At 62.4% G+C, this 23,983-nt stretch carries 29 protein-coding genes; 15 read left to right on the plus strand and 14 right to left on the minus strand.

Annotated elements, in window-relative coordinates; all coding sequences use genetic code 11:
* Window positions 1–60 precede the first annotated feature (60 nt).
* The 5 genes from ACYQ1P_RS08635 to ACYQ1P_RS08655 all read left to right on the plus strand — a co-directional run bounded on the left by ACYQ1P_RS08635 (window position 61) and on the right by ACYQ1P_RS08655 (window position 2,236).
* Window positions 61–369 (plus strand): hypothetical protein, encoded by a 309-nt coding sequence (locus ACYQ1P_RS08635; RefSeq protein WP_460019934.1) that lies wholly within the window; start codon window positions 61–63, stop codon window positions 367–369.
* On the plus strand, window positions 362–817 hold the full coding sequence (locus tag ACYQ1P_RS08640; protein WP_460019935.1) for a cell wall hydrolase: 456 nt from the start codon (window positions 362–364) through the stop codon (window positions 815–817). Before ACYQ1P_RS08635 ends, ACYQ1P_RS08640 begins: the two co-directional genes overlap by 8 nt.
* Window positions 818–820: 3 nt before the next feature.
* Window positions 821–1,210: a 3TM-type holin gene (locus tag ACYQ1P_RS08645; protein WP_460019936.1), complete on the plus strand. Its 390-nt coding sequence runs from the start codon at window positions 821–823 to the stop codon at window positions 1,208–1,210.
* Between the two features lie 112 nt (window positions 1,211–1,322).
* On the plus strand, window positions 1,323–1,751 hold the full coding sequence (locus ACYQ1P_RS08650) for a MaoC family dehydratase (protein WP_460019937.1): 429 nt from the start codon (window positions 1,323–1,325) through the stop codon (window positions 1,749–1,751).
* Between the two features lie 152 nt (window positions 1,752–1,903).
* Window positions 1,904–2,236 (plus strand): bacteriohemerythrin, encoded by a 333-nt coding sequence (locus tag ACYQ1P_RS08655; protein WP_460019938.1) that lies wholly within the window; start codon window positions 1,904–1,906, stop codon window positions 2,234–2,236.
* 26 nt (window positions 2,237–2,262) lie between these two features.
* On the opposite strand, the gene tnpC is transcribed toward ACYQ1P_RS08655, so the two are convergent.
* Together tnpC and ACYQ1P_RS08665 are read right to left on the minus strand one after the other, a co-directional pair.
* Window positions 2,263–3,594 carry an IS66 family transposase gene (tnpC, locus tag ACYQ1P_RS08660; RefSeq protein ID WP_460019016.1) on the minus strand — a complete coding sequence of 444 codons (1,332 nt, stop codon included), beginning with the start codon at window positions 3,592–3,594 and terminating at the stop codon, window positions 2,263–2,265.
* A 267-nt stretch (window positions 3,595–3,861) separates the two neighbouring features.
* Complete coding sequence (locus tag ACYQ1P_RS08665) at window positions 3,862–4,947, minus strand: SO_0444 family Cu/Zn efflux transporter (protein WP_460019939.1); 1,086 nt, start codon at window positions 4,945–4,947, stop codon at window positions 3,862–3,864.
* Between the two features lie 167 nt (window positions 4,948–5,114).
* On the opposite strand from ACYQ1P_RS08665, the gene ACYQ1P_RS08670 reads away from it, so the two are divergent.
* The gene (locus tag ACYQ1P_RS08670; RefSeq protein WP_460019940.1) at window positions 5,115–5,417 is read left to right on the plus strand and encodes a hypothetical protein; all 303 of its coding nucleotides are present in this window, start codon (window positions 5,115–5,117) and stop codon (window positions 5,415–5,417) included.
* On the opposite strand, the gene ACYQ1P_RS08675 is transcribed toward ACYQ1P_RS08670, so the two are convergent.
* Together ACYQ1P_RS08675 and ACYQ1P_RS08680 are read right to left on the minus strand one after the other, a co-directional pair.
* Window positions 5,414–6,001 carry an alpha/beta hydrolase family protein gene (locus ACYQ1P_RS08675; RefSeq protein WP_460019941.1) on the minus strand — a complete coding sequence of 196 codons (588 nt, stop codon included), beginning with the start codon at window positions 5,999–6,001 and terminating at the stop codon, window positions 5,414–5,416. The two genes, ACYQ1P_RS08670 and ACYQ1P_RS08675, sit on opposite strands and share 4 nt — an antisense overlap.
* Window positions 6,001–6,888 (minus strand): S-methyl-5'-thioadenosine phosphorylase, encoded by an 888-nt coding sequence (locus ACYQ1P_RS08680; RefSeq protein ID WP_460019942.1) that lies wholly within the window; start codon window positions 6,886–6,888, stop codon window positions 6,001–6,003. The genes ACYQ1P_RS08675 and ACYQ1P_RS08680 overlap by 1 nt, the downstream gene beginning before the upstream one ends.
* 124 nt (window positions 6,889–7,012) lie before the next feature.
* Between ACYQ1P_RS08680 and ACYQ1P_RS08685 the strand changes: the two genes are divergently transcribed.
* Window positions 7,013–7,636 (plus strand): hypothetical protein, encoded by a 624-nt coding sequence (locus ACYQ1P_RS08685; RefSeq protein ID WP_460019943.1) that lies wholly within the window; start codon window positions 7,013–7,015, stop codon window positions 7,634–7,636.
* A 78-nt stretch (window positions 7,637–7,714) separates the two neighbouring features.
* On the opposite strand, the gene ACYQ1P_RS08690 is transcribed toward ACYQ1P_RS08685, so the two are convergent.
* Genes ACYQ1P_RS08690 through petA form a run of 3 tightly spaced genes read right to left on the minus strand, consistent with a single transcriptional unit; the run spans window position 7,715 to window position 10,326 of the window.
* The gene (locus ACYQ1P_RS08690) at window positions 7,715–8,500 is read right to left on the minus strand and encodes a cytochrome c1 (RefSeq protein WP_460019944.1); all 786 of its coding nucleotides are present in this window, start codon (window positions 8,498–8,500) and stop codon (window positions 7,715–7,717) included.
* Between the two features lie 26 nt (window positions 8,501–8,526).
* Window positions 8,527–9,756 (minus strand): cytochrome b, encoded by a 1,230-nt coding sequence (locus tag ACYQ1P_RS08695; RefSeq protein ID WP_460019945.1) that lies wholly within the window; start codon window positions 9,754–9,756, stop codon window positions 8,527–8,529.
* 15 nt (window positions 9,757–9,771) lie between these two features.
* Window positions 9,772–10,326 carry a ubiquinol-cytochrome c reductase iron-sulfur subunit gene (gene petA, locus ACYQ1P_RS08700; RefSeq protein ID WP_460019946.1) on the minus strand — a complete coding sequence of 185 codons (555 nt, stop codon included), beginning with the start codon at window positions 10,324–10,326 and terminating at the stop codon, window positions 9,772–9,774.
* Window positions 10,327–10,632: 306 nt separating this feature from the next.
* Here petA and ACYQ1P_RS08705 point away from each other — a divergent pair, with 306 nt between their 5' ends.
* A complete protein-coding gene (locus ACYQ1P_RS08705; RefSeq protein WP_460019947.1) occupies window positions 10,633–11,091 on the plus strand; it encodes a tRNA (cytidine(34)-2'-O)-methyltransferase in 459 nt (152 codons plus the stop codon).
* Here ACYQ1P_RS08705 and ACYQ1P_RS08710 read toward each other — a convergent pair.
* Together ACYQ1P_RS08710 and ACYQ1P_RS08715 are read right to left on the minus strand one after the other, a co-directional pair.
* Window positions 11,085–11,441, minus strand: a complete 357-nt coding sequence (locus tag ACYQ1P_RS08710) for a TraR/DksA family transcriptional regulator (RefSeq protein ID WP_460019948.1) — start codon at window positions 11,439–11,441, stop codon at window positions 11,085–11,087. The two genes, ACYQ1P_RS08705 and ACYQ1P_RS08710, sit on opposite strands and share 7 nt — an antisense overlap.
* Window positions 11,442–11,484: 43 nt before the next feature.
* A complete protein-coding gene (locus tag ACYQ1P_RS08715) occupies window positions 11,485–12,021 on the minus strand; it encodes a glycine cleavage system transcriptional repressor (RefSeq protein WP_460019949.1) in 537 nt (178 codons plus the stop codon).
* 128 nt (window positions 12,022–12,149) lie between these two features.
* Here ACYQ1P_RS08715 and msrB point away from each other — a divergent pair, with 128 nt between their 5' ends.
* Window positions 12,150–12,551 carry a peptide-methionine (R)-S-oxide reductase MsrB gene (gene msrB, locus ACYQ1P_RS08720; protein ID WP_460019950.1) on the plus strand — a complete coding sequence of 134 codons (402 nt, stop codon included), beginning with the start codon at window positions 12,150–12,152 and terminating at the stop codon, window positions 12,549–12,551.
* Here the strand turns inward: msrB and ACYQ1P_RS08725 are convergent.
* The 3 genes from ACYQ1P_RS08725 to ACYQ1P_RS08735 form a co-directional block, all read right to left on the minus strand.
* Window positions 12,548–13,291, minus strand: coding sequence for a pentapeptide repeat-containing protein (locus tag ACYQ1P_RS08725; RefSeq protein ID WP_460019951.1), 744 nt, complete (start codon window positions 13,289–13,291; stop codon window positions 12,548–12,550). The genes msrB and ACYQ1P_RS08725 overlap by 4 nt on opposite strands.
* Window positions 13,292–13,308: 17 nt before the next feature.
* Complete coding sequence (locus ACYQ1P_RS08730) at window positions 13,309–13,986, minus strand: transposase (RefSeq protein WP_460019952.1); 678 nt, start codon at window positions 13,984–13,986, stop codon at window positions 13,309–13,311.
* Window positions 13,987–14,051: 65 nt separating this feature from the next.
* The gene (locus ACYQ1P_RS08735; protein ID WP_460019953.1) at window positions 14,052–14,783 is read right to left on the minus strand and encodes a Crp/Fnr family transcriptional regulator; all 732 of its coding nucleotides are present in this window, start codon (window positions 14,781–14,783) and stop codon (window positions 14,052–14,054) included.
* Between the two features lie 302 nt (window positions 14,784–15,085).
* On the opposite strand from ACYQ1P_RS08735, the gene ACYQ1P_RS08740 reads away from it, so the two are divergent.
* Window positions 15,086–16,507, plus strand: coding sequence for an ATP-binding protein (locus ACYQ1P_RS08740; RefSeq protein ID WP_460019954.1), 1,422 nt, complete (start codon window positions 15,086–15,088; stop codon window positions 16,505–16,507).
* Here the strand turns inward: ACYQ1P_RS08740 and ACYQ1P_RS08745 are convergent.
* The gene (locus ACYQ1P_RS08745; RefSeq protein ID WP_460019955.1) at window positions 16,504–17,157 is read right to left on the minus strand and encodes a response regulator; all 654 of its coding nucleotides are present in this window, start codon (window positions 17,155–17,157) and stop codon (window positions 16,504–16,506) included. The two genes, ACYQ1P_RS08740 and ACYQ1P_RS08745, sit on opposite strands and share 4 nt — an antisense overlap.
* Before the next feature lie 253 nt (window positions 17,158–17,410).
* Here ACYQ1P_RS08745 and ACYQ1P_RS08750 point away from each other — a divergent pair, with 253 nt between their 5' ends.
* Complete coding sequence (locus tag ACYQ1P_RS08750) at window positions 17,411–17,554, plus strand: hypothetical protein (protein ID WP_460019956.1); 144 nt, start codon at window positions 17,411–17,413, stop codon at window positions 17,552–17,554.
* Here the strand turns inward: ACYQ1P_RS08750 and mutY are convergent.
* A complete protein-coding gene (gene mutY, locus ACYQ1P_RS08755; protein WP_460019957.1) occupies window positions 17,549–18,601 on the minus strand; it encodes an A/G-specific adenine glycosylase in 1,053 nt (350 codons plus the stop codon). The genes ACYQ1P_RS08750 and mutY overlap by 6 nt on opposite strands.
* 77 nt (window positions 18,602–18,678) lie before the next feature.
* Here mutY and ACYQ1P_RS08760 point away from each other — a divergent pair, with 77 nt between their 5' ends.
* The 4 genes from ACYQ1P_RS08760 to ACYQ1P_RS08775 all read left to right on the plus strand — a co-directional run bounded on the left by ACYQ1P_RS08760 (window position 18,679) and on the right by ACYQ1P_RS08775 (window position 23,955).
* Entirely contained in the window at window positions 18,679–19,197 is a 519-nt protein-coding gene (locus ACYQ1P_RS08760) for a DUF721 domain-containing protein (protein ID WP_460019958.1), read from the plus strand.
* Window positions 19,198–19,302: 105 nt separating this feature from the next.
* Window positions 19,303–19,902 carry a DsbA family protein gene (locus ACYQ1P_RS08765; protein ID WP_460019959.1) on the plus strand — a complete coding sequence of 200 codons (600 nt, stop codon included), beginning with the start codon at window positions 19,303–19,305 and terminating at the stop codon, window positions 19,900–19,902.
* A gap of 27 nt (window positions 19,903–19,929) precedes the next feature.
* A complete protein-coding gene (locus ACYQ1P_RS08770) occupies window positions 19,930–23,397 on the plus strand; it encodes an AAA family ATPase (RefSeq protein WP_460019960.1) in 3,468 nt (1,155 codons plus the stop codon).
* A gap of 147 nt (window positions 23,398–23,544) precedes the next feature.
* A complete protein-coding gene (locus ACYQ1P_RS08775; protein WP_460019961.1) occupies window positions 23,545–23,955 on the plus strand; it encodes an AtpZ/AtpI family protein in 411 nt (136 codons plus the stop codon).
* The last annotated feature ends 28 nt before the right edge of the window (window positions 23,956–23,983 follow it).

Raw genomic sequence — 23,983 nt, forward strand, 5'->3', positions numbered from 1 at the left:
CCGTCTTTCAAATGAGAAAGCGGCCCTTTGGCGTTGGAGCTCATGAAAGGAGTTCAAGCAATGACCATGCAAACGCCCATGGACGTGATCTGGTGGATCACCGCCGTGGAAATCCCCGCCCTGGCCGGGCTGTTCTGGCTGATCTGGCGCACCCGTCAGGAAACCGAAGATGCCCTGGAACGCAGTTGCCACGAAATGGAAAACCAGGTGGCCCGGGTCCGTGAGGGATTGTCCGCCTACAAGTTGGAGGTCGCCAAATCCTACGCCTCCATCGCCCTTTTGAAGGACGTGGAAAAACGTCTGACCGACCATTTGCTGCGCATCGAGAACAAACTCGACGGCGTGGTGGGAGGATCGCGCCATGAGTAAAAATGCCAAACGACCGGAAAAGCTTGAGGAGCGGGAGCGGCAGGTGGATATCCTGGCCCGCACCCTGTATGGCGAGGCGCGCGGCGAACCCTTCAGCGGCCTGGAAGCGGTGGCCTGTGTGGTCATGAACCGGGTGCGGCGCGGCCAAAAGCGGCGCAACGGTTATTGGTGGGGAACCACTGTGGAGGAAGTCTGCCTGAAGCCCTGGCAGTTCTCCTGCTGGAACGACAACGACCCCAACCGCAAGCTGCTGGAGCGGGTCAAGGCAAGCGATCCGGTGTTCGGTCGCTGTCTGTCGGTGGCCCGGCGGGCGCTCAATCGACAACTCCCGGACCCCACAGATGGGGCGACCCACTATCACACCCGGGGCGTGGTGCCCGACTGGTCGTTCGGCAAGCAACCCTGCGTGATGATCGGCCATCACCTGTTCTATAATAATGTGGAGTGAGCCATGTTCGGAGCCTTGCTGGGGCCACTGGTGGCGGGCCTGTTCTCGGTGGTCGACAAGGCGGTCGAGGACGAGGACGCCAAAATCAAGATCAAGGGCGAGCTGCAAACCATGATCCTCACCGGCCAGATGAAGGAGATTGAGCAAGCCGCCTCGATCATCGTCGCCGAGGCCAACGGCGAAAGCTGGCTGCAACGCAACTGGCGACCGATGCTGATGTGCCTGTTCGGCATCATCATCGCCAACAACTACATCGTGTCGCCGATCACCGGCAGTCCCTCAATGCCACTGCCCCCCGACATGTGGGAGCTGTTGAAAATCGGTGTCGGCGGCTATGTGGTCGGGCGCTCGGTGGAAAAGGGCGTCAAGGTGTGGAAGGAGGGCGGGAAGTGATCCCGTCCTCCCGTATTTCTGGGGACGATCGCGGCGCAAAAATCTATTGCATCGCAGCACGGCCTCGCTCAGACTTCGCGCATGCAACAGGACATCACAAGGGGAAGCGACCATGGACGAATTGAACGGTTATTATTTCGAGGACCTTTCCGAAGGGATGACCGCTGTGTTCGGCAAGACCGTCACCGAGGCCGATATCATGGCCTTTGCCGGAGTTTCCGGTGATACCAATCCGGTGCACCTGAATGAGGAGTACGCCGCCCAGACCATGTTCAAGGGCCGCATCGCCCACGGCATGTTGTCGGCCGGTCTGATTTCCGCCGTGTTTGGCACCAAGCTGCCGGGGCCAGGTTGCATCTATGTGAGCCAAAATCTGCGCTTCAAGGCCCCGGTGAAGATCGGCCACACGGTCATTGCCCGGGTCACCGTCACCAAGTTGATCCCGGAAAAGGGCTTTGTCGAATTCGCCACCATCTGCACGGTCGGCGATAAAAAGGTCCTCGACGGTGAAGCGACGCTGATGGTGCCGAAGCGAGGATAGGCGCGGCTGGTCGATTGGCATCTCTTCTTCGTCCAGGTGATCCCTGACCCCCCCCATGATGGGGCGGGTCTCTTGAGCATCATTCTCTGGAATTTAAGGATCGCCCAGTGTAATAAGTGTTACATGTAAGCTCTTCGAATAAGGTGGAAAACATGCCGCGGTTTGTTTGGAAGGATGATTATCTGACCGGCGATCCGATGATTGATCGGCAGCATAAGCAATTGCTGGAACTGGCCAATCATCTTTTCAAGGCAGTCAAAGAAAAGAAGGACAGGCTGATTCTGAAGGAAGCCTTCAACGGCCTGTTGATCTATACCGAACACCATTTTGCCGCCGAGGAAGCCCTGTTCGAATCCAAGGGTTTTCCGTTGTTGCCCGCCCACAGAAAGCTGCACAAGGAATTGGTGGAAGAGGTCAAGGGCCTGTGGCGGGAAGACCTGATGGGCTTCGTGGACATGATCGGCCCGACCCTGGAAAACTGGTAATTGCTCACCCCCTTGGGTGATGTCCGTCACGTTGCCACCGGCAGGGCGGTACCGTCAAGGGTGAGTCTGATGGCGGGGAGGATTCCGATTCCTCGTCGTCGGGCGGTTTCGAGGACGGATCTGACGTTGGCGTAGAGGGTGGCGCCCCACTCGGATCGGAAGCAATTGGTGACCTTGCGGAAGATGACGCATGGCCGGAGCGCCTGTTCGGAGCCGTTGTTGGTGGCCGGGATGGCGCGGTTGGTGACGAAGACGAAGAGGTTCTGGCGGAAGCGCTTGATGGAACGGAGCAGCTTCTCTCCGGCCGTGGTGGCGGGGACGATCTTCAGCAATTCGTCGAGCCGGGACTGGAGGCGGGAGTGATAGGCCGCCAGGGTCGCATCGGCCAAATCCGGTCGGCGCCGGCCGATGCGGGTGGCCCGCTTCAGCAGGGCCCCGAGGCCGGGAGCCAGGGCATCGTCGCCCGCGTCGATGGCATATTGGATGTCGCGCAGCAGGTGGGCGAGGCAGGCCTGATGGTCCTTGGCGGCCCACCCCATCTGCGCCGCCAGCCGGTCGGATACCCAGAAATCGGGGCGAACCTCGCCGAGGAATTCCTCGACCACCGCCTTGCCGCGCGAGGGTCGGATGACGAAGCAGGCGCTGTCGCCGTGGTGGAAGACCCAGTTCCAGAAGGTCCGCTTGCCGACGCGGACGGATGTCTCGTCGGATTCGATCGCGGTGCCGGACAGCAGCCGCTCCTTGATACGGCTGGTCTGGGCCGCGAAGGCGGGCGCGCTGTCCTGGAGCATGTTGGCCAGCGCCCCTTCGCTGATCTCCAGGCCGAACAGGTCGCGCAGCAGGCGCTCCAGCCGTTCGAACGGAATCGCCTGACCGAAGCGCAGATAGAGGACGAAGGCCCGCAGGTTGGGGCCGAACGGCGAGCCCGGTTCCAGCCCGGCGGGCGCGGGCGCCTTGAACCGCTTGGCGCAACAGGGGCAGGTGCCACCGAACAGCGTCACCCGTGTCACGTCGGGCGCGATCTCGGGGATTTCGATGCGGTCGTAAGCCTGGACCTCGGCCTGTGTGACGCCCGTCACGTCCGCTCGGCAGTGCGGGCAGTGGTCGGCCAGCACGTCGCGCCGTCGTGTCGGGTTGGGGTGCAGCGGCCGATGTGCTCCCGCATGGGCCTTGCCCTTCGGCTTCGCCTTGCCCTCGCCATTCGGCTTGTGCCCTTGCGACGGCGGCTTGCTCGAATTGTCCGGCGTCTTCGGCGGCAGGTTCAGTTTCTCCCGCAGATCCGCGTTCTCGGCCTTCAGCGTGGCATTCTCGGCCTCCAAAGCCGAGACCCGCGATTCCAGCGCGTCCAATCGCGCCATCAGCGAACCGATCAGCGTGTCCTTCTCGGACGGGGAAAGCGTGGTGATGTCGGGCAGCGGAGTCATGGAAAGGTTGACTCATATTCGCCCATCCAGCGCAACAGAAATCTGCATTTCGGAGCCGGATATCGTCACGCCGCCCCAGCGCTCCCCCGGTCAAGCCGTCGGGGTCGGTGAGCAATTACGAAAACTGGGTGGAAACCCGGCTGGTCCGCCATATGATTGTCGAAGATCAGCGGACGGTCAATTCCCTCAAATAGCGCTGGCTCATTCGGCAGCGGCGGTCTGACGTCCGGTGAAGCGGGCCGACAGCGCGGGCCAGATCCAGGCCACGGCCAGCAAGATACCGCTGGCCCAGGCCATCCACAGGGGCACGATCTCGGTCCCCGCATGGATATCGGCGGCGATGTCGAGAGCCATCTCGGCCGCCACCCAATCGACCACGAACCCGGCAATCATGGCGCTGAAGATGATGCCACCCAGATAGATCACCACGGCGGCGCGCCCCATTTCCTTGTGCACCACGCCGATGGTCGCCAGATTGGTGGCCGGACCGGCGAGCAAAAAGACCAGCGTGGCCCCCGGCGAAATACCCGCCATCAGCAAGCCGGCGGCGATGGGGGTGGCGGCGGTGGCGCAGACGTACATGGGGATGGACACAACCACCATGATCACCATGCCGAGAAGCCCGGTGCCCCACTGGGTCAGCGCCTGCGGTGGGACGAAGGCGGCCACGGCGGCGGCGGCGAGAAATCCGAAAATCAGCCAGGGCGCAAGGTCCTGAAGAATATCGGTCAGCGCATAGCGGACCCCCTCGACGGTGCGGGCCAGGGCTGAAGGTTCAGTGGTATCTGCTGCCGGTGCGCTGCTGCCACAGGACCCGGAGGAACAACAGCTATCCACCGGTTTGGCCTGAATCGGCAAGGCGCTAGGGTTGAGTTTCGGTTCGTCGGGCAACAGCATCATCATCATGCCGGTGGTCATGGCGCTGAAAAGAGCTCCCAACGGACGGGCCACGGTCATGAAGGGGCCGAGCAGGACGTAGGAAATGGAAATGGAATCGGCCCCGGTCTCAGGGGTGGAGACCAGAAAGGAGACGGTCGCCTCGCGACTCGCCCCGGCCCGGCGCAAGCCGATGGCAGCAGGCAGGACGCCACAGGAGCATAGGGGCAGCGGGGCACCGATCAGCGCCGCGAGGGCGGTCGGTTTCCAGCCCCTGCCGCCAAGCCAGCGTTTAATGCCTTCCTCGGGAAACCAGGCCTTGATGGCCCCGGCGATGACCAGACCGAACAGCAGCCAGGGCGCAGCTTCCAGATAGAGGTTTGTCAGTTGCTGCAAAAAGATCGTTGCCAAGGTGGGCCTCGAAGGTCAGGAGGAGAGACGGTCAAAGTCTACCGTCATCCCCATCGCGAGTCATTATCAAAGTCATATGCGATCTCTGGGCCGTTAACTCTTTGATAAGGCAGGCAGGCTAGGCTCATCTTCGGTGACCTACGACTCCTCAGATGCCGGAGACCTTCATGCAGTCGGGAACCTATCCTCCCGCCGCGAGCGATGTATTTGATTCAGAACCCGTTCCGGTGCGCCTGTCGGTGCGGGTGGATGGGGATGTGCTGTTGCTCCGGATGTTCAACGCCGACGCGCCGAACGACGAAATATTCGCCGAACTGACGCCGGATCATGCGTTGTTGCTGGCCGAACGGCTGGTGACCTCGGCCATTTCCCTGCCGACCCTGGCCAATCGCGGGGCGGTGAAGCAGTTCCTGCTGCGTTTGGTCACCGCCCTGACCCACTGGCTGCGCTATTTCCACGCCAGCCGTTAAAGCCCCCTGGCCCGCAATTGACTGACCAGACGGCGGCGGTTGCGTGCGCCCAATTGGTCGTCACGGGCGTGGATGAAATGGCCGGACATGTTGAGAAGCTGACCGGTCAGCAGCGGCAAGGATTGTAACAGGGCCATGTCCGACATGCCGACCCGCAACGGGTCCCCTTCTTCCAGCAGGTCGATGGCCTCGACCACGCGCAATCGCGGCACGGCCCGCAAGTCGTTCAAAAATCCTTCGGAGATCGGACAGGCGACCAAGAACAGACGCCGCACGCTGACCAACTGGTAGGCAATCTGGGCGGCAATCAGACCGCCAAAGGAATAGCCGATCAGATTTTCCGGGGCCGGTTGCGGTAGATGATGGCGCGGGTCGAAGCCGGGGAGCGGGGCGCTGCGATAGCGAAAAACAAGCCCAGCCTGCAAGGTCTGATCGAGCAGGCTGCCATGCAGACCGGGCAACGGGATCAGGCCGTTGGTGCCCAGGGACACATCGGCCACCCCGGCCTCCTCCAGGGCGGCCTGCATGTCCGCCATGTAGCCGCCGCTGACATCGAGCCCACCGAAAAATACGGTGCCTGCCATCAGGCTCCCAACACGCGACCGGCCACCGCGTCGAGACGTTTCAACACCTCAGGGTCGCGGGCGTCGGGAGCGGTGATCAGTGCCGTGTTGAGCGCCGTTTGACAGCCCTGGGCACAGGTTTCGGTGCGCCCGGACAATCTCGGCGCGGTCGCCTTGACCAGAGCGCGGGCGTTGTCGGCGTTGGTCATCAGCACCTGGACAATGGCCTCGACGGTCACATGGTCGTGGTCCGGATGCCAGCAGTCGAAGTCGGTGACCATGGCCACCGGGCAGTAGCACATCTCCGCCTCGCGAGCCAGTTTGGCCTCTGGCATGTTGGTCATGCCGATGACGTCGCAGCCCCAGGCGCGATAGAGGTTGGATTCGGCCAGAGTGGAGAACTGCGGCCCTTCCATGGTCAGGTAGGTGCCGCCGCGCTGATAGGGGACGCCGATCTCCTTGATCGCCGCTTCCACCGCATCCGCCATGCGGTTGCAGGTGGGATGGCCGAGACCCACATGGCCGACGCAGCCGGTGGTGAAAAAGCTTTTGACCCGGGCGAAGGTGCGGTCGATGAACTGGTCCACCAGCACGAAATGTCCCGGCGGCAGTTCCCGTTTCAGCGACCCGACGGCGGACACGGCCAGAATCTCCGTCACCCCGGCCCGCTTCAGGGCATCAATGTTGGCCCGGAAGTTCAATTCCGAGGGCGGAATTCGGTGGCCGCGTCCATGGCGCGGCAGAAAGACCATTTTCTGGCCGTCCAATTCGCCGAACAGCAACTCGTCGGACGCATCACCGAACGGCGAGTCGATCTTTCGCCATTGGGTGTTGCTCAGGCCGTCGATGTCGTAAACGCCGCTGCCGCCGATAACGCCGATGACCGGCGGAGTGCCCGGATGGTTCATGGGGTGCCCTCTTCATGACTCGTTCGATGGTAGGGCATTGTTGCCGCTTCGCTTCCCCCTTGCAAGCGGTCAAAAGCCGGTGCACCATCCGTCGCTTTCATAACAAGTTTTTGGAGTGTTCCTGATGCGATATGCGATGTTACCGATCCTGGCGGGTGTGGCCTGCGCCACCGGCCTTGGCACCCCCACGTGGGCCGAGGAGGACACCCGGACCCTGCTCACCCTGCAACCGGAAATTCAGGCGCAGTTCCTCCAGGAAATGCGGGGTCACATGGAAACCCTGGACGACCTCATCACCGCCATCGGTGCGGGCGACTTCAAGCAAGCAGCGACCATTGCCGATACCAAACTCGACTTCGGGCATCACATCTGGGACGCCATGGCCGCCCAGGGGGCCGGTCCGGAACAGATTGCGGAGATGAAGCAACGGATGCAGGCCATGGGCGCCGGGGGCGGCCAGGGAGCGGACATGACCGATGAGGAGCATCTGAAAATGGAACAGCGGATGGCCGAACATATGGGCGGCATGGGCATGGGGCGTGGCATGGGCATGGGCATGGGCCGCTACATGACGCCGGAATTCCGCCAGATGGGCCAATCCATGCACGCCGCCGGGGGGGAGCTGGCCAAGGTGCTGCAAGCCTCCGCCACACCGCCGAGCGCCGAGGATTACCGCCATGTCATGGAATCTCTGTCCGACGTGACCGCCGTCTGCCGCGCCTGCCACGCGACGTTCCGCATTCGCTGAGACCCGATCTCGGACAGATAAAAAGGGCCGCCGGATGATCCGACGGCCCTTTTCTCTATGGGGATGGGGCGATGCGGCTTAGTGCACGTCGCTCCAGATTTGGCGCTTCAGGGCGTACATCATGGCCGAGAAGACGGCCAGGAAGATCAGCACCTTCAGGCCGAGGCTCTTGCGCTCGTCCAGTTCCGGTTCGGCGGCCCAGTTGAGGAACGCCGCCACGTCGCGGGCGTGCTGATCAAGGGTCATCGGCGTGCCGTCGTCATACTCCACCGCTTCGTCGTACAGCGGCGGGGCCATGGAGATGGCATGCCCCGGGAAGTAGGTATTGTAAGATTTGTCTTCCGGGATGGGATGTTCCTCCGGTGCCTCGTCCAAATAGCCGGTCATCAGGGCGAAAATGTAGTCCGGTCCGCCTTTGCGGGCCTTGGCCATCAACGACAGATCGGGCGGCAGCGCCCCGCCGTTGGAGGCCATGGCCGCCTGTGGGTTGGGGAACGGAGCGTGGAAGCGATCCGACGGCAGGGCCGGACGGGTCAGGAACTCGCCGTCGTCGTTCAGTTCCTCGCCATCCTCGTTGGGACCGGAGCGGACTTCGTATTCCGCCGCCAGTTCCTTGATTTGATCTTCATCGAAGCCGAGTGCCGACAGATTGCGGTAGGCGATCAGGTTCAAGGAATGGCAGTTGTTGCAGACTTCCTTGAAGATCTGGAAGCCGCGCTTCAACTGCGCCTGATCGTATTGGCCGAACAGTCCGTTGAAGGACCACTGTTGGGCCTCCGGGTGCGGCGTATCGCCGGACGCCAGAGCCTGACCCGAGACGCCGAGCGCCAGTGCGGCAATGGCGGCCAGGGCGGTTTTACGCATGATATTCATCCTCGTATTCCCCCTTCTCACTTCGTGACCGCCGCGGAGATGCTCTCGGGCAACTCCTTGGTGCTTTCCATCCGGCTGACCACCGGCACGATGACCAGCAGGTGCAGGAAGTAGTAAGCCGTCGCCACCTGACCGATGGTCACATAGGGCTCCTCGGCCAACTGGCCGCCCATGTAACCCAGGATCAAGGTGTCGATGAAGAACAGCCAGAAGAACATCATCGACAATGGCCGGAACTTCATGCTGCGGACCTTGGACCCATCAAGCCAGGGCAGCAGGGCCAGGAAGATGATCGACAGGAACATGGCAATCACGCCCTGCAGCTTCGCGGTCAAGAACCAGATGTCCTGGGTGAAGGCCCGCAGAATGGCGTAGAATGGCAGGAAGTACCATTCAGGCACGATATGGGCCGGGGTCGACAAGGGGTTGGCCGGGATGTAGTTGTCCGGTTCGCCGAAGAAATTCGGGGCGAAGAAGACGAAGTACATATAGAACAGCATGAACAGGCCGATTCCGTAGAAATCCTTGATGGTATAGTAAGGATGGAACGGAATGGTGTCCTGCGGACCCTTGACGTCGATGCCCAGCGGGTTGCTGGACTTGTGGTGATGCAGCGCCCAAAGGTGCACAAACACCAAGGCGAAGATCACGAACGGCAGCAGGTAATGCAGCGAGAAGAACCGGTTCAGGGTCGGGTTGGCGACCGAGAAACCGCCCCACAGCCAGGTGACGATGGATTCGCCGACCAGCGGAATGGCCGAGAACAGGTTGGTGATCACCGTGGCACCCCAATAGCTCATCTGTCCCCAGGGCAGCACATAGCCCATGAAGGCCGTAGCCATCATGGCCAGAAGGATGACGACGCCGATGATCCACAGCAGTTCGCGGGGATATTTGTAGGAGCCGTAGTACATGCCGCGGAACATATGGATATAGACGACGATGAAGAACATCGAGCCGCCGTTCATATGCAGATAGCGGATCAGCCAGCCCCAGTTCACGTCGCGCATGATGCGCTCGACGCTGTTGAAGGCCATCGCCTCGTGCGGCGTGTAATTCATGACCAGCATGATGCCGGAGAGAATCATGATGACCAGCACCATCCCGGCCAGGGAACCGAAGTTCCACCAGTAGGACAGGTTTTTCGGCGTCGGATAATCGACGGCGCTGTGTTGCATCATGGTGAAGATCGGCAGGCGGTAATCAATCCACTTGACGATCGGGTTTTTCCAGGTCGGATCACTCATTGCCATATCCCCCGATTAGCCGATCTTGATGATGTCGTCGGAAACGAATTCGTAGGGCGGCACCACGAGATTAAGCGGAGCCGGACCCTTGCGGATGCGTCCGGAGGTATCATAATGGGAGCCGTGGCACGGGCAGAACCAGCCGCCGAATTCGCCGCGCGGCTCGCCGGGCTTTTGGCCCTGCGGAATGCAGCCCAGATGGGTGCAGATGCCAACCAGGATCAGCCATTCGGGCTTTTGCACCCGCTCGGCATCCGTTTGCGGATCGCGCAGGTCGGCACCGTCGTCGGCGACGGCCTTTTCAATTTCTTCCGCCGTGCGATGGCGGATGAATGTCGACTTGCCGCGCCATTGGACAGTCACCGACATGCCCTCTTCGATGCCCGAGATGTCCACTTCGATGGAAGCCAGCGCCAGCACGTCGGCCGACGGGTTCATGAAATCGACAAAGGGCCAGAGAGCGGCCGCGGTACCGGCGGCACCGACGGCAATCGTGCCGTACAATAGGAAATCGCGGCGGGTAGCGTCGTCGCCCGGATTCTCAGGCGCGGTGGTTGCCGTGTCTGCCATGACTGAACAATCCCCTTCCTGGCCCCCGTACTGGGCCATCTGCGTTATAACCGTTTGGGTCCTTGGGTTACGATGGCAACCCCCCTGTTGCCGAACGCAATCCAGGAGAGGTGACCTCTCCCCCTGTTCATGCTGAAGACGATCTGTCGGGACAGCACCGTCCTCCATTTCGGGCCAAGCCGAAACGTAGCGCAAGGGTATATCGGATATTATTGCGTTTGAAAAGGGCGGAAACGCTTCTCTTGCCTCTTTTATAAGGAAATGCTTATTTAACAATACAGCTCCAAGGGAACCCTTTGTTCATCCATGCGTCTCGTGTTGTTTCAACCTGATATCCCGCAAAACGCCGGAACCCTGTTTCGGTTGGCGGCCTGTTTCGGCTTGCCGGTGGACCTGATTGAGCCTTGTGGTTTCGTGCTGTCGGACAAACACCTCAAACGGGCGGGCATGGACTATCTGGATCTGGCCCATATCCGTCGGCATGAATCCTGGGAGGCTTTCGAGGCCCAGCGGGCCGGGCGACGGCTGGTATTGCTGACCACCCGTGGGGCGGTGACCTATACGGATTTCGCGTTTCAGGGCGATGACCTGTTGATGGTCGGGCGGGAAAGCGCCGGGGTGCCCGATGGGGTGCATGCCGCCGCCGACGCGCGCCTGCGCATTCCCCTGACGGCCACGGCCCGTTCGCTCAATGTGGCGGTGGCGGCGGCCCTGGTGCTCGGCGAGGCGTTGCGTCAGACCGACGGGTTCCCCAAATCTCAGTGATGTTCGGCCTTTTCGGCGCATTTGATGCACAGAGGGACCGACGGGTCGAGGTCCAACCGCTTGGCCGGGATCTTGGCATCGCAAGCGGTGCAATGGCCGTAGTCGCCTTCTTCGATCCGTTTGAGCGCATCTTCGATATGCAACAATTCCACCTGCCGATGGCGCTCCAGTTCCTGGGCCATGGCCTGGGATTGCAGGGCATCCATGCGCGATAGACGGCCCAGGCGCTGCTGGTCGACCTCGACGGTCGCCCGATCGGCCTCGGTGGCGTCGTGCTCGGTGTTGAGTTCGGCGCGGCGCGTGATCAGCCGTGCCTTGTATGATTCCAGGTCCAGGTCCTTCCGGCTCATATCTCTGCTTCTTCTTCTCTTGTTTTAGGGGGAGGTGGGACGATCAAATGCCGTCCTCGGTGCGGTGCCAACGAATGATTTGTCTCAGTTCGGCTGCCGTATTCTCCAAGGTGGCCAGACAGGCGTCGGCCCGCTCGTCGGGAATGTAGGCGGCAATCCGGGTGAGGAAGTGGTCTTCCCCCTTGCGGTCCTGTCGGTCGGCGGCCAGACGGACGATATTGGCTCCGTATTCTTGAAAAATTTCGGTCATCCGGGCGACCACGCCGGGGCGGTTGACCCCCTCGCATTCCACATGGTGGGTCACCTGGGACAGCGGCTGCGGGCCCGGGTTGCGTTCGAACGGACGGACCTCCAGGGTGGCACCCGCCAACTCCGGCAGATCCGCCATCTCCACTTGCAGTCCGTCGGCGGTGATGTTGTCGGGGAATTGACAGATGGAGGTGAACTCCGCCGCGTCGCCCAGCACGGCAAACGAGGTGTCGCCCAAATCGCCGCCCAGGTCGTAAAGACGGGCGGTGATGGCGGAGATCAATCCCACCCGATCCGGGCAGAATACGGAAATCAACAAGTTGTGGGCCATGAACGTTCCCTGGGGCGACAATTTTGCGTTACTTTAGCATCCTCCGTGTCCCCGGAACAAGATGTGCTGGACACCTTGTATTTCCGCCTTGTCGATCCCTTATGTTGAACAGCAAAAGGAGCGGCGCGATGAATGACAAATCACCGGAATCAGAAGTTCAATGGCGGCAGAAACTGACTCCCGAGGCCTATCGGGTGTTGCGGGAAAAGGGCACCGAACGGGCGTTCACCGGTGCCTATTGGGATGAAAAGGCCAGCGGGACCTACGTCTGCGGTGCCTGTGGGCAGGAGCTGTTCTCTTCCGCCAGCAAATACGATTCCGGGTCCGGCTGGCCCAGCTTCTGGCAGGCCATCGCCGATGGGCGGGTCACCGAGCATCGCGATGTCAGTCATGGGATGGTGCGCACCGAAGTCACCTGCACGGCCTGTGGTTCCCATCTGGGGCATGTCTTTCCCGATGGCCCGCCGCCCACCGGGCAGCGCTACTGCATCAACTCCTTGTCCCTGAAGCTGCATAAGAAGGAGACTTAATTGGCTCGCCAGCGCTGATTGATCTTCGGGTGCAGGTCGGGGGGCAGGTTGATGGCGCCTCTGAAGTCGGTGTCGTCGAAAGTGGCGTTTTCGAATACCGCGCCATCGAGGTTGGCCCCGATGAACACGGCCTTGAGCAGGCGCGAGCCGCGCAGCACCGTCTGGCGCAGGTCGCAGCCGGAGAAATTGACCTCCTCGGCGCTGGCTCCGGTCAGCTCCATGTGATGCAGCTTCGACCAGCGGAAATCGCTGCCCAGGATGACGCCGCGCAGCATGTAGGCCCCGCTCAGATCGCTGCGCCGGAACCGCGCGCCTTCCATGATCACGTCCTTCATGTTGCTGTCGCGCAGGTCGACCCCATCGCCGCGCACATAGTTGAGGTCGGTGCCGAACAGAAAGGCCCGCCGCATGTTGGCCCCGGTCATGTCTGAATAGTCGAACCGGGTATGGAACAGGTCGGCCTCCGACAAATCAGCCCGCTGAAACCGGGATTCGGAAAAATCCGACCATTTGAGATTGGCCTTGTGCAGGTTGGCGCCCTCGAAGCGGCAGCCGAAACATTGCATGTTCGTGAGGTCCATGCCGCTCAGGTCGGCTCCCGAGAAATCGACGCCGCGCCATTTCTGGGCGGTGAATGTGCAGGCCCGCAGGTCGCGTCCGGCGAACGGCGGCGAACAGGCGTCGGCCAGCGCCGCACCTGCCCAAAGTCCCAGCACCAGGGCTGGAATCCACTTCACCATTTGAACACCTCGTTGAGTCAGGGGGTTGTCGCCGGGCGGGCCTTGGGCTTGGGTCCGGGCTTGTTCTTTTTCAGCGACCGTCCCAGTTGCGATTCCAGGCGGGTCACGAAGGCGCTGTCGCCGAGCGGACGGCCGGTGCGCTCATGGGCCCGCAGCAGCTCCAGGTCCGCCTCCTCCAGTGGGCCATTGAGGAACGGCTTCCAGGCCCCGAAGCGTTGGCGCAGGGGAGCCGGATCGACGAACCCGTCCAGCTTGTCTTTCAGATGGGCGCGGGCGGAACTCCAGACCCAGTCCTTGGGTTTCTTGACCAGTCTGGCCCGTACCGGATTCAGTTCCACATACCGGGTGGCTATATCCACATAGGGGTCATCCAGCGGAAACGAGGCGAACCGGCCCTGCCAGAGATAACCGCGCCAGTTCTCGCGGGTGTTGATGTGACGGGTGTAGCGCCGGTGGGCCTCGCCAAGCGCCGCCTGGAGACCGGTCTCGGAATCGGGGACGAGCAACAGGTTCACATGATTGGGCATCAGGCTATAGGCCCAGATGGCCACCCCGGCCTTGGCGCAGAATTCCCCGACCAGGGTCTTGTAGAGCCCGAAGTCGTCGTCGGAAAAAAACGTCGGTTGCTGACGGTTGCCCCGTTGGATGACCAGATGCGGCCGACCGGGGGCGACGACGCGGGCTATGCGGGCCATGGGAACTCCTCGCCGGTTATGACTCCAGTGAGACCCAGTATAAACCCATATCCGCTATGGTGTCCCTACAATTCCAGGGGATCGAACAGATTGTCGGGATTGAGGATCTCGAAGGTGCGCTTGCCGTTGCGGATCAGCCCATCGGCCTCCAGCTTCTTCAGCACCCGGCTCAGGGATTCGGGGGCCAGTCCCAGGTAGTTGGCCATGTCGCCCTTGGTCATCGGCAGGTCGAGGGTGCGGCCATTGTTTGGCGTGGGTTCGCCGCGCCGGGCCATCAGGTCGAACAGAAAGTGGCGGACCCGCAATTCGGCCCGTTCGTTGCGGGTCAGCATCCAGCCCATGCGGTCCGCATGCAGCCGCTGCCCCATGCGGTGCAGGATCGTCGATTGGAGATGTTCGTTGGCGCAGCACAGGCGCGTCAGTTCCTCGGCGGGAATGGCGCAAAGCCAGGTGCTTTCCAGGGCGATGCCGTCGCAGCTATAGGTGTCACGCCCGATGCAATCGCCGCCGATCAGATCTCCGGCGAAAAAGAATCCGGTGACCTGTAATCGGCCTTCGCGGGTAATGGTTTCGGTCTTGATGGTGCCGCTGCGCACCCAATACAACATGGCAAAAGGATCGCCGGCCCGGAACAGGCGCTCGCCGGGCTGCACCGGGCCACGGGCCTGGACCACCCGGTCGAAGTCATCGCCGGCGACTTCGTGAATGGCGCGGGCCAGACAGTTGGGGCTGGCGCGACAATGTCGGACAACATTCTGTTCCCGGTCGATCTCGGACCGAGCCGTCATGCCTTGCATGTCGTTTCTCCCCGTCTTGCCAAACCTGCGAGCCAGTCCGTTTGAGGGACTCTTCGTATTGAAGCCAATTCTTGTGTGAAAATGGTACTAAAGGACCATCTATAATTCAACAACTAAAGTATGCGTTTCGAATATGCACTTTATAGTCATACTAAAGTACGTCCCATCTGAAAGACGAAAGGCGGGTAAAGGGACTGGATTTCAAGATTGGAATGGCTGAAAATCGGCGGACAATCGCATGACCGAAAGGCGAGACAGTGATTCCCATCAAGGTTCTCGATCGGGGGGGTGCCGGAAAATGGATGACCCGGCGCTATGTGTTCGCGCTGACGGTTATCGCGCTGCTGGCCGGTTCCGCCTTTGCCATTGTCGGTCTGTTGATCGCCCAGCACCAAAGTGTTTTGTCGGTGGTCAACGTGAGCGGTCGCCAGCGCATGCTGTCCCAGCGCACGGCGTTGTTCGTGGAACGTCTGGTCCATGCCCGGAGTGAATCCGAACATCAGGCCTTTCACAGGCAACTGACCGAGGCGACGGATCTTTTGGAAAACGCCCATCGGGCGCTGACCGGGCAGGGGGGGCCGATCGCCCTGGAACATCAGATGACCGAGCAGGCCATTCGCGGCTATTTCGAGGGACCGCTGCCGCTCAACGGGATGATGCTCGACTATATCGCCGCCCTGCGCCGGGTCCTCGATATGCCGGACCAGGACCTGCACCTGGGGCTGGCTGACGTGCGTTACGTGTTGCAGACGGCGCCCGGGGAGTTGGTCGAGCGGTTGGACCGCATGGTGGCGCTGTACCAGGACGAAGGCGAGGCGGCGTTCCGCAACCTCCAGGTTCTGGAAGCGATTTTTCTGGCTCTGACCCTGATTACCCTGACCCTGGAGGCGTTGCTGATCTTCCGTCCCATGGTGCGCCGGATCACCGACCAGATGGATCGCATCACCCAGATGACCGAGGATCTGTCACGGGCCAGGGACCACCTGGAGGATGAGGTGTTGAAGCGGACGCGGGAATTGGATGATGCCCGGGTGGCGGCGGTGCGGGCCAACAAGGCCAAATCCCACTTCCTGGCCGCCGCCGGGCATGATCTGAAACAGCCGCTGGAGGCCATCGGCATGTTCAGCGGCATGCTGGAGCGCCGCATGCCCGATGAGAAAAGTCAGGCCATCATGCATGACATGCACGATGCCCAGCGTTCCATGCGCTCGCTGCTGGATTCCATTTTGCAGCTCTCGAAACTGGAAGCCGAGGTGGTGGAGCCCCGATTGTGCTGTTTCGATCTGAAGGCGCTGATTTCACAGATGGTCGGAGAATTCGCCCCACGCGCCGAGGAAAAGGGGCTGCAATTGCGCAGCGTGATTCCGGATCTGTATGTGGAGACCGACCCTTTGTTGCTGGAGCGGATTGTGCGTAATTTTGTCAACAATGCCCTGCGCTATACCCGGCGCGGCAAGATTCTGATTGGCGTTCGGCGGCGCGGTGATATGGCGTTGGTCCAGGTCTGGGACAGCGGTCCGGGGATTCCCGACGACGCCAAGGAGCGGGTATTTCAGGAGTTTTCGCAGTTGGAGGACCCGGACCGGGACCGCAGCGAAGGCATCGGATTGGGCCTGGCCATTGTGCGCCGTCTGGCCCGCCTGCTAGGCCACGAGATCGAGTGCCGCTCCTGGGTCGGGCGCGGATCAATGTTTTCGGTCAGTGTGCCGTTGGCCAGGCGTTAGCGCGGGGACTGTTGCTGATAGATCAGTACCGCCTGGGTGCGATTGTCCGCCCCCAGCGTCTTGAGCACGCCGGTGACGTGGGATTTGACGGTGCTCAGGTTGAGATCCAGTCGGCTGCCGATCTCCTGATTGGACAGGCCCTGGGCCATCAGTTGCAGCACGTCGCGCTGACGACGGGTCAGGCCGTCCAGATGGGCTGCATCTCTGCGATCATCGGTGAGGTCGACGCCGTCTTCGAACAGGGCGGTCTGCATGGCTCCGCCAAGGACCGGCGGGACGTAGGAACCGCCCTCCAGCACCAGCTTCAAGATGGTGGCGATCAGCGAATCGTCGGTGGACTTGGGGATATAGGCCCGCACACCGCACTTCAAAATGGCCCGCATTTCCTCCGGCGATTCGGAAACCGTGAAAACGGCCACCGGGCAGTCCCCGGCCCGGGCCACCAGATCCCGGATGTCCTCCAGTCCCTCCAACTCGGGCATGCGCAGATCGAGCATGATCAAATCGAACGGTCCGGTGGAATCAATACGCTCACGGGCCTCGCCATAGGTCTTGGCTTCCACCACAAGCAGATCGTCGGTCAATTCGGACAACACGTATTTCAACGCTGTCCGGACAATGGAATGATCATCGGCGAGGAGCACATGCACGGCGGGCAACTCATCAAAAAAGGTCGATTCGCCTTCATGTTAATCCCCTCGCGGCTGCGGTTTCAACTCTCGCCATGCCGCTGCCGGATGCCAAATACAAAACCTCTCCAGCAGGGCTCTGTATCCCGAGTCTGTATATCAGATTTGTAAGAAAAATAATATTAGAAAAACCGCAATTAATGATCTTGACATGACTTAATACCATACTAAAATGATATGGTATTAAGCGATCCCATGGACAAGGAGGGTTCCCATGCAATCGACTCAGAGTTATCGCGTTTTGGATGGTGGCCGGGTAATGATGCGCAGCCCGAAGGGCGGCGAACGTCCGGTGACCGACCGGGAATGGATCTCGTTGTGGCTGCGCGATCCCCGAATCACCCTGGCCGCCCTATGAGGCGGCCCGCACCAGGGCAATGGCCTTGTGCATGACCGTGGGCAAGGGGTAATCGGCAAAGGCTTGTGGGGTTACCCAGATTCCGGAAGATGTGGCATCGCCTTCGGTACAGGTGCCGCGCCAGACGGTCAGGTTCAGCCGGAAATGGGTGAAGACGTGGATCACGGTGCCCGGAATCGGCTGCCAATTCACCACCGCCGGAGCCTCGGCGCGTGCCGCGTCGTCGGTCCAAGGGCTTTCCCGCCAGTCGCTGCCCGGCAACCCCATCATGCCGCCGAGCAGACCCCTTGGAGGCCGTTGTTGTAACAACACAGCCCCATCCTCCCGTTGCAGCCAGAACACGACCCCGTGGCGGGTCGGGCGCGGTTTGCGCGGGGTCCGGCGCGGCAACTCGGCGGCCAGTCCCCGTTGTCGGGCCAGACATGCCAAGGCCAAGGGGCAGGTGCCACATTTGGGGGATTTCGGCGTGCAGACCGTGGCCCCCAGGTCCATCATCGCCTGCGCATGATCGCCGGGACGTTGGCGGGGGGTGAGACGGGCCGCCTGCTCCCGAATCTGCGGCTTGACCCCGGGCAGCGGGTCGTCGAGGGCATACAGGCGGGCAATCACCCGTTCCACATTGCCGTCGACCACCACCGCCGGATGGTCGTAGGCGATGGCAGCGATGGCGGCGGCCGTATAGGGACCGACCCCCGGCAGCGTCAGCAGCGCCGATTCGCGGTCGGGAAAACGCCCGTTGTAGTCCCGTGTCACCACCTGGGCGCAACGATGCAGATTGCGGGCGCGGGCGTAATACCCCAGCCCCTGCCACAGGGTCAGCACCCGATCCAGGGGGGCCGCCGCCAGGGCCTCGACCGTTGGCCATGCCTCCAGAAACCGTTGGAAATAAGGCCCCACGGTGACCACGGTGGTCTGTTGCAGCATGATCTCACTGAGCCACACATGATAGGGGTCGGCCCGGTCGCCGGGAGCGGCTCGCCATGGCAGGTGCCGCCGATGGCGGTCGTACCAGACGAGCAGGTCACGGGACAGGGAATTGGAGGTCACGGCGGATTGATCCCACAACAAAACAGACGCATGCTATCACCTCCCTATCTGAAATATCGCCGGGGAAACAGTATTCCATGACCGCCGCCGAGGATAAACCGGGGACACCGACGGCCGAGCGCTCGCGCCGGGCGCGTGGGTTGGCCGGTCTTGTCTCCAGGGTGACTCGCCCGCTGTTTTTGAACCGGGGGCTGGCCGACGGCACCCTGGTGGCCCATTGGGAGCAGATTGTCGGGCCGCATCTGGCCGCCTTCACGGCCCCGGAAAAGGTCAGTCGGGGCGGCAACCCGCCGCATGGCCTGCTGCATCTGGCAGTCAGTCATGGGGCGCTGGCCCTGGAACTGGCCCATCTGGAACCGCAGATCGTCGAGCGGGTGAATGCCCATTTCGGTTATCGGGCCATCGACGGCCTGCGGTTGTTGCAAAAACCGTTGCCGCCGCGCCCGCCCGCCGCGCCACCAAGACGGGCGCTCGACGATGGTGAACTGGAGCAACTCCAGGACTCCCTCTCACAGGTCGAGGACCCCGACATCCGGGCCGCCCTGGAACGGCTGGGCAAGGCCGTCAAACAAAGGCGGAAACCAGGGGACGAATGACCGTCACTCAGTTATACACAATGGATCTCGGAAGGGCTTTTACGAGTCTTGAAGAGTCTGGATGTGGTCTATAGTCTGCAACATCTTGTGGGTCGGGAGATATTTATGCGCAAGATTTACCTTTGTTTGGTTGTGATTTTCGCCTTGGCGATGGCCTCTACGGCGCGGGCTGCGGGCTATGAGGAACTCTCCATGGGGCGGGCCGATGCGCCGGTGACCATCGTCGATTATTCCTCGCTGACCTGTCCCCATTGCGCCGCCTTCCACACCACGACCCTTGAACAGATCAAGAAGGACTACGTGGAGACCGGCAAGGTGCGCATCGTGTTCACTGATTTTCCGTTCGAGGGTGTCGGCTTCCGGGCGGCGGTGGCGGTGCGCTGCGCCGATCCGCTGGCCCGCCAGGGACTGCTCGACTTGCTGTTCAAGACTCAGAACGACTGGACCCATTCCCCGGACCCGGTGGCGGCCATGCTGAAGGTCACCCGGTTGGCCGGCCTGACCGAAGAGAAATTCAACGCCTGTCTGGCCGACACGGCTCTGACCGAGGGAATCATCAGCCGTCTGCAGGACGCCCAGAAGACCCACGGCGTCACCTCGACCCCGACCTTTTTGATCAACGGCGAGAAGCTGGTCGGCAGCGAACCCTATGACGTCTTCCAGGCGGCCATCGACAAGGCGCTGGCGGCAGCGGGCGTCAAGTAGGGCAAACTCAGGGGGGGATCGACAGAGTTGGTGCAGTTCACCCGCCTTCGCCTGACGGGCTTCAAGTCGTTTGTCGATCCGACCGAATTGCTGGTCGAGCGCGGCCTGACCGGCGTGGTCGGGCCGAACGGCTGCGGCAAGTCCAATCTGGTCGAAGCCCTGAAGTGGGTGATGGGCGAGACCTCCGCCAAGCAGATGCGCGGCGGCGAGATGGAAGACGTGATCTTCGGCGGTACCGACAACCGTCCGGCCCGCAACATCTGCGAAGTGGTGCTCAGTCTCGACAATTCGGAACGCAATGCCCCGGCGCTGCTCAATGACAACGACGAACTGGAAGTCAGCCGCCGCATTGAACGGGGACGCGGCTCAGCCTATCGGGTCAACGGCAAAGAGGTGCGGGCTCGGGACGTGCAGTTGCTGTTCGCCGATTCGGCCTCCGGCGCGCGCTCCACGGCGCTGGTCAGTCAGGGCAAGATCGGCACCCTGATCAATGCCAAACCGTCCCAGCGGCGCACCTTGCTGGAAGAAGCCGCAGGCATTTCCGGCCTGCATTCAAGGCGTCACGAGGCCGAATTGCGGCTCAAGGGGGCGGAAGAGAATCTGTCGCGCCTGGACGATATCCTGATTACCCTGGAAGCCCAGTTGCAGGGGCTGCGCAAGCAGGCCCGGCAGGCCACCCGCTATCGCAATATTTCCGACCATATCCGACGGGCCGAGGCGGCGCTGTTTCATCTGCGCTGGCTGGCCGCCCTAGAAACCCTGGATCAGGCGCGCAAACACCTGAAACAGACCGAATCGGCGGTCTCCGAAATGACCGTCATGGCGGCGGCAGCGACCACCAAACAGGCCCAGGCCGCCGACGGTTTGCCGCAATTGCGCCAGCAGGAAGCCGAGGCCGGGGCCGAACTGCAACGCCTCACCCTCGCCCTGCGCGAGTTGGAAGTGGAAGCCCAGCGCGTGGTGCAGGCCCGCGAGGAGGGCCAGGGGCATCTGGCCCAGGCCGATGGGGACATGGAGCGCGAACGCATCCTGGCCCGCGATGCCACGGCGGCACTGGCCCGCCTGACGGAAGAGCAGCAGGAGATTCAAGCGGCGCGCGCCGGGGAAGAGGACGCCCGAACCGCCGCCGCCGCCCGGCTGGCGGAAGCCGACCGGCTGGTTCAGGAATTGGATCAGGCACTGCACGAACTCACCGACCGGGTGGCCGCCGAAGAGGCGCAGCGGGGCAGTCTGGCCCGTCAGATGGAAGATCTGGCGCGGCAAAAGGCACGTCTGGAGACTCGCGCCCGGGACCTGCAAGGACAGCGCCAGACCCTGGTCGCCGACGGCATCGACGAGGCCGACCTGCGGGCGGCAGAGGAAGATGCGGACGAAGCGGAGGCCGCCGCCAACGGCGCGCGGGCCGACCTGGAGGCGATGGAAACTGCCCGGACCACGGCGGAACAGGCAGCACGTCAGGCCACCGAGATCTGGCAGGCGGCCCAGTCCCGTCACAGCCAGATCGACGCCGAGGCCAAGGCGCTGCGCCGATTGAGTGAAAGCGGTCACGCTGCGGACGGCCAGGGCGCGCCGGTGCTCGATGGGTTGACCGTCGAACCCGGTTACGAAGCGGCCCTCGGGGCAGCCCTGGGCGAGGACCTCAATGCGTCCACCGATACGGCGGCCCCCATCCATTGGGCGGCCCGGCAGGGGACGGATGGAGCCGCCTTGCCGCCCGGATGCGTTCCCTTGTCGCAATATGTGACCGGAGAATCAAAATTAAAGGCACGGCTCGATCAGGTGGCCGTGGTGGAAAACGCGGCGGCGGCTGAACCCCTGTCGGGGTCCTTGGCCCAGGGCCAGCGGCTGGTCTCCCGAGATGGGGGCCTGTGGCGCTGGGACGGGCTGACCGTGCGGCCCGGCGCGCCGGTCGCCGAAGCGGTGCGGCTGGAACAGCGCAACCGGTTGAAGGAACTGGAGGCGGGTCTGGGCAAGGCGGAGCAAGAGACCGAGGCGGCGCGGGAGGCGGTCGACTCGGCCCGCGAGACGGTGCAGCGGGCGGTGGATGGCGAGCGTCAATGCCGCGAGTCCCTGCGCGAGGCGGACCGGGCCTTCGGCAAGGCGCGCGACCGGCGGGCCGATTTGCGGCAGAAGGCGGCGCGGGCGGAAAGCCGTCTTGCCGCCCTTGACGAGACTCTGACCCAGTTGGCCGTCGATCTGGCCGATATCGAGCGCGACAGCGCCACGGCGGCGCAACGACTCGAAGATGCCCCGGAACCCCAGGAAGGTCGCCGGGCATTGGGTCAAATGCGCGAGGATCTGGGCGAGCGCCGGTTGGTCCAGGTGGATGCCCGGGGCCAGCATGACGCGCTGGTCCGCGAGGCCGAGGCCCGGCAGCGCCGGTTGCGGGATATCGAACGCGAAATCGACTCCTGGCGGCAACGCCAGGGCGGGGCCGAGGCGCGGATGAGCGAATTGACCGAGCGTCGCCGGGTCACCGAACAGGCATTGCAGGCCCTGGCTTCCCGCCCCGAGGAAATTGCCGGACAGAAAGCCGCTCTGGCCGAGAGGATTAGCGAAACAGAAGTCAAACGACAAGCCGCCGCCGATCGTCTGGCAGAAGCCGAAACCATGGCTCGCGATGCCGACCGGGCGCTGCGCGAAGTGGAAACCGAGCTGGCCCGGGCGCGCGAGCAGAAGGTGCGGGCCGAGGCGGCGGTGGAACAGGGCAACGACAATTGCCGCAATCTGGCCGAACGGGTGGTGGAACGGCTGGATTGCCGCCCCGATGATCTGGCGGCTGTGGCCGAACTGGACGACTCCAAGGATCTGCCCGATCTGGCGGCGGTGGATGCCCGATTGCAGCGCCTGCTACGGGAGCGCGACGGCATGGGGCCGGTCAACCTGCGGGCCGAGCAGGAAGCCGAGGAACTGACCGAGCAGATGGAAACGCTGCAACGGGAAAAGGGCGACCTGTTGGCGGCCATTGAAAAATTGCGCCGCGGCATTTCCGAGTTGAACCGCGAGGGACGGCAACGACTGCTGGCCTCGTTCAAGGAGGTGGACCGCCATTTCCAGGATCTGTTCACCCGCCTGTTCGGCGGCGGTCATGCCCATCTGGCGCTCACCGAGGCCGACGATCCGCTGGAAGCCGGACTGGAGATCATGGCCAGTCCGCCGGGCAAGAAATTGCAGAGTCTGTCCCTGTTGTCGGGCGGCGAGCAGGCACTGACCGCCCTGGCGCTGCTGTTCGGGGTGTTCCTGACCAATCCGGCGCCGATCTGCGTGCTCGACGAAGTGGATGCGCCGCTCGATGACGCCAACGTGGACCGCTTTTGCAGTCTGTTGGGGGAAATCGCCCATCAGGGCAGCACCCGCTTCATGGTCATCACCCACCATCGCATGACCATGGCCCGCATGGATCGCCTGTTCGGGGTCACCATGCAGGAACGGGGTGTTTCCAAACTGGTCTCGGTTGATCTGCAAAAGGCTGTGGAATTGCGCAGTGCGGTATAAAACCGCTTTTTTTGGCAATTTTACATTATAAATCATAGGCTTGATGGGCGGGTTTTGCACTTGACAGGGGTTGGGGGGGGCCGTATTGTCCGATCCACGCGTGCGGCGCGGAAAAAGGCTGTGTTCAGGAGGACTTGTCTCCCATCCATGACGACCAACGGTGGCTCCCCGAACCCGCTTGAGGACCTGGACTCCCGATTGCGGCGGGCCCGGGAAAAGGCGGACGGGAAAAGCCGGGACGATGCGGCCGATGGGGCATCCTCCCGGGGCTTGATGAAGGGCCTGGGGTTGGCTTTTCGGGTCGCTACGGAACTGGTCGCGGCATTTGCCGTGGGTGTGGGGTTCGGCTACCTGTTGGATGTTTGGCTGGACATCGCGCCATTTGGGCTTATCCTGGGGTTCTTTCTGGGGGCGGCCGCCGGGGCGCTGAATGTTTTTCGCGTCGCCAACAACCTGGGGCTGGCAGCCGGTTATTCCGGCCCGAGCGAGGACGGTGACGACAACGGTGACGACGACGAAGTTGACGAAATGACGGACGGTTCTTCCCGTGGGGGCTGAGCCGAATGAGACGAGGTAGGATTAAAGG

The organism is Magnetospira thiophila, assembly GCF_054657015.1.

Bases quoted from the DNA above. Each gene is read 5' to 3' on its own strand.
- ACYQ1P_RS08635 (WP_460019934.1), top strand. From the start codon at position 61: ATGACCATGCAAACGCCCATGGACGTGATCTGGTGGATCACCGCCGTG.
- ACYQ1P_RS08640 (WP_460019935.1), top strand. From the start codon at position 362: ATGAGTAAAAATGCCAAACGACCGGAAAAGCTTGAGGAGCGGGAGCGG.
- ACYQ1P_RS08645 (WP_460019936.1), top strand. From the start codon at position 821: ATGTTCGGAGCCTTGCTGGGGCCACTGGTGGCGGGCCTGTTCTCGGTG.
- ACYQ1P_RS08650 (WP_460019937.1), top strand. From the start codon at position 1,323: ATGGACGAATTGAACGGTTATTATTTCGAGGACCTTTCCGAAGGGATG.
- ACYQ1P_RS08655 (WP_460019938.1), top strand. From the start codon at position 1,904: ATGCCGCGGTTTGTTTGGAAGGATGATTATCTGACCGGCGATCCGATG.
- tnpC (WP_460019016.1), bottom strand. From the start codon at position 3,594: ATGGCGCGATTGGACGCGCTGGAATCGCGGGTCTCGGCTTTGGAGGCC.
- ACYQ1P_RS08670 (WP_460019940.1), top strand. From the start codon at position 5,115: ATGCAGTCGGGAACCTATCCTCCCGCCGCGAGCGATGTATTTGATTCA.
- ACYQ1P_RS08675 (WP_460019941.1), bottom strand. From the start codon at position 6,001: ATGGCAGGCACCGTATTTTTCGGTGGGCTCGATGTCAGCGGCGGCTAC.
- ACYQ1P_RS08680 (WP_460019942.1), bottom strand. From the start codon at position 6,888: ATGAACCATCCGGGCACTCCGCCGGTCATCGGCGTTATCGGCGGCAGC.
- ACYQ1P_RS08685 (WP_460019943.1), top strand. From the start codon at position 7,013: ATGCGATATGCGATGTTACCGATCCTGGCGGGTGTGGCCTGCGCCACC.
- ACYQ1P_RS08690 (WP_460019944.1), bottom strand. From the start codon at position 8,500: ATGCGTAAAACCGCCCTGGCCGCCATTGCCGCACTGGCGCTCGGCGTC.
- ACYQ1P_RS08695 (WP_460019945.1), bottom strand. From the start codon at position 9,756: ATGAGTGATCCGACCTGGAAAAACCCGATCGTCAAGTGGATTGATTAC.
- petA (WP_460019946.1), bottom strand. From the start codon at position 10,326: ATGGCAGACACGGCAACCACCGCGCCTGAGAATCCGGGCGACGACGCT.
- ACYQ1P_RS08705 (WP_460019947.1), top strand. From the start codon at position 10,633: ATGCGTCTCGTGTTGTTTCAACCTGATATCCCGCAAAACGCCGGAACC.
- ACYQ1P_RS08710 (WP_460019948.1), bottom strand. From the start codon at position 11,441: ATGAGCCGGAAGGACCTGGACCTGGAATCATACAAGGCACGGCTGATC.
- ACYQ1P_RS08715 (WP_460019949.1), bottom strand. From the start codon at position 12,021: ATGGCCCACAACTTGTTGATTTCCGTATTCTGCCCGGATCGGGTGGGA.
- msrB (WP_460019950.1), top strand. From the start codon at position 12,150: ATGAATGACAAATCACCGGAATCAGAAGTTCAATGGCGGCAGAAACTG.
- ACYQ1P_RS08725 (WP_460019951.1), bottom strand. From the start codon at position 13,291: ATGGTGAAGTGGATTCCAGCCCTGGTGCTGGGACTTTGGGCAGGTGCG.
- ACYQ1P_RS08730 (WP_460019952.1), bottom strand. From the start codon at position 13,986: ATGGCCCGCATAGCCCGCGTCGTCGCCCCCGGTCGGCCGCATCTGGTC.
- ACYQ1P_RS08735 (WP_460019953.1), bottom strand. From the start codon at position 14,783: ATGCAAGGCATGACGGCTCGGTCCGAGATCGACCGGGAACAGAATGTT.
- ACYQ1P_RS08740 (WP_460019954.1), top strand. From the start codon at position 15,086: ATGACCCGGCGCTATGTGTTCGCGCTGACGGTTATCGCGCTGCTGGCC.
- ACYQ1P_RS08750 (WP_460019956.1), top strand. From the start codon at position 17,411: ATGCAATCGACTCAGAGTTATCGCGTTTTGGATGGTGGCCGGGTAATG.
- ACYQ1P_RS08760 (WP_460019958.1), top strand. From the start codon at position 18,679: ATGACCGCCGCCGAGGATAAACCGGGGACACCGACGGCCGAGCGCTCG.
- ACYQ1P_RS08765 (WP_460019959.1), top strand. From the start codon at position 19,303: ATGCGCAAGATTTACCTTTGTTTGGTTGTGATTTTCGCCTTGGCGATG.
- ACYQ1P_RS08775 (WP_460019961.1), top strand. From the start codon at position 23,545: ATGACGACCAACGGTGGCTCCCCGAACCCGCTTGAGGACCTGGACTCC.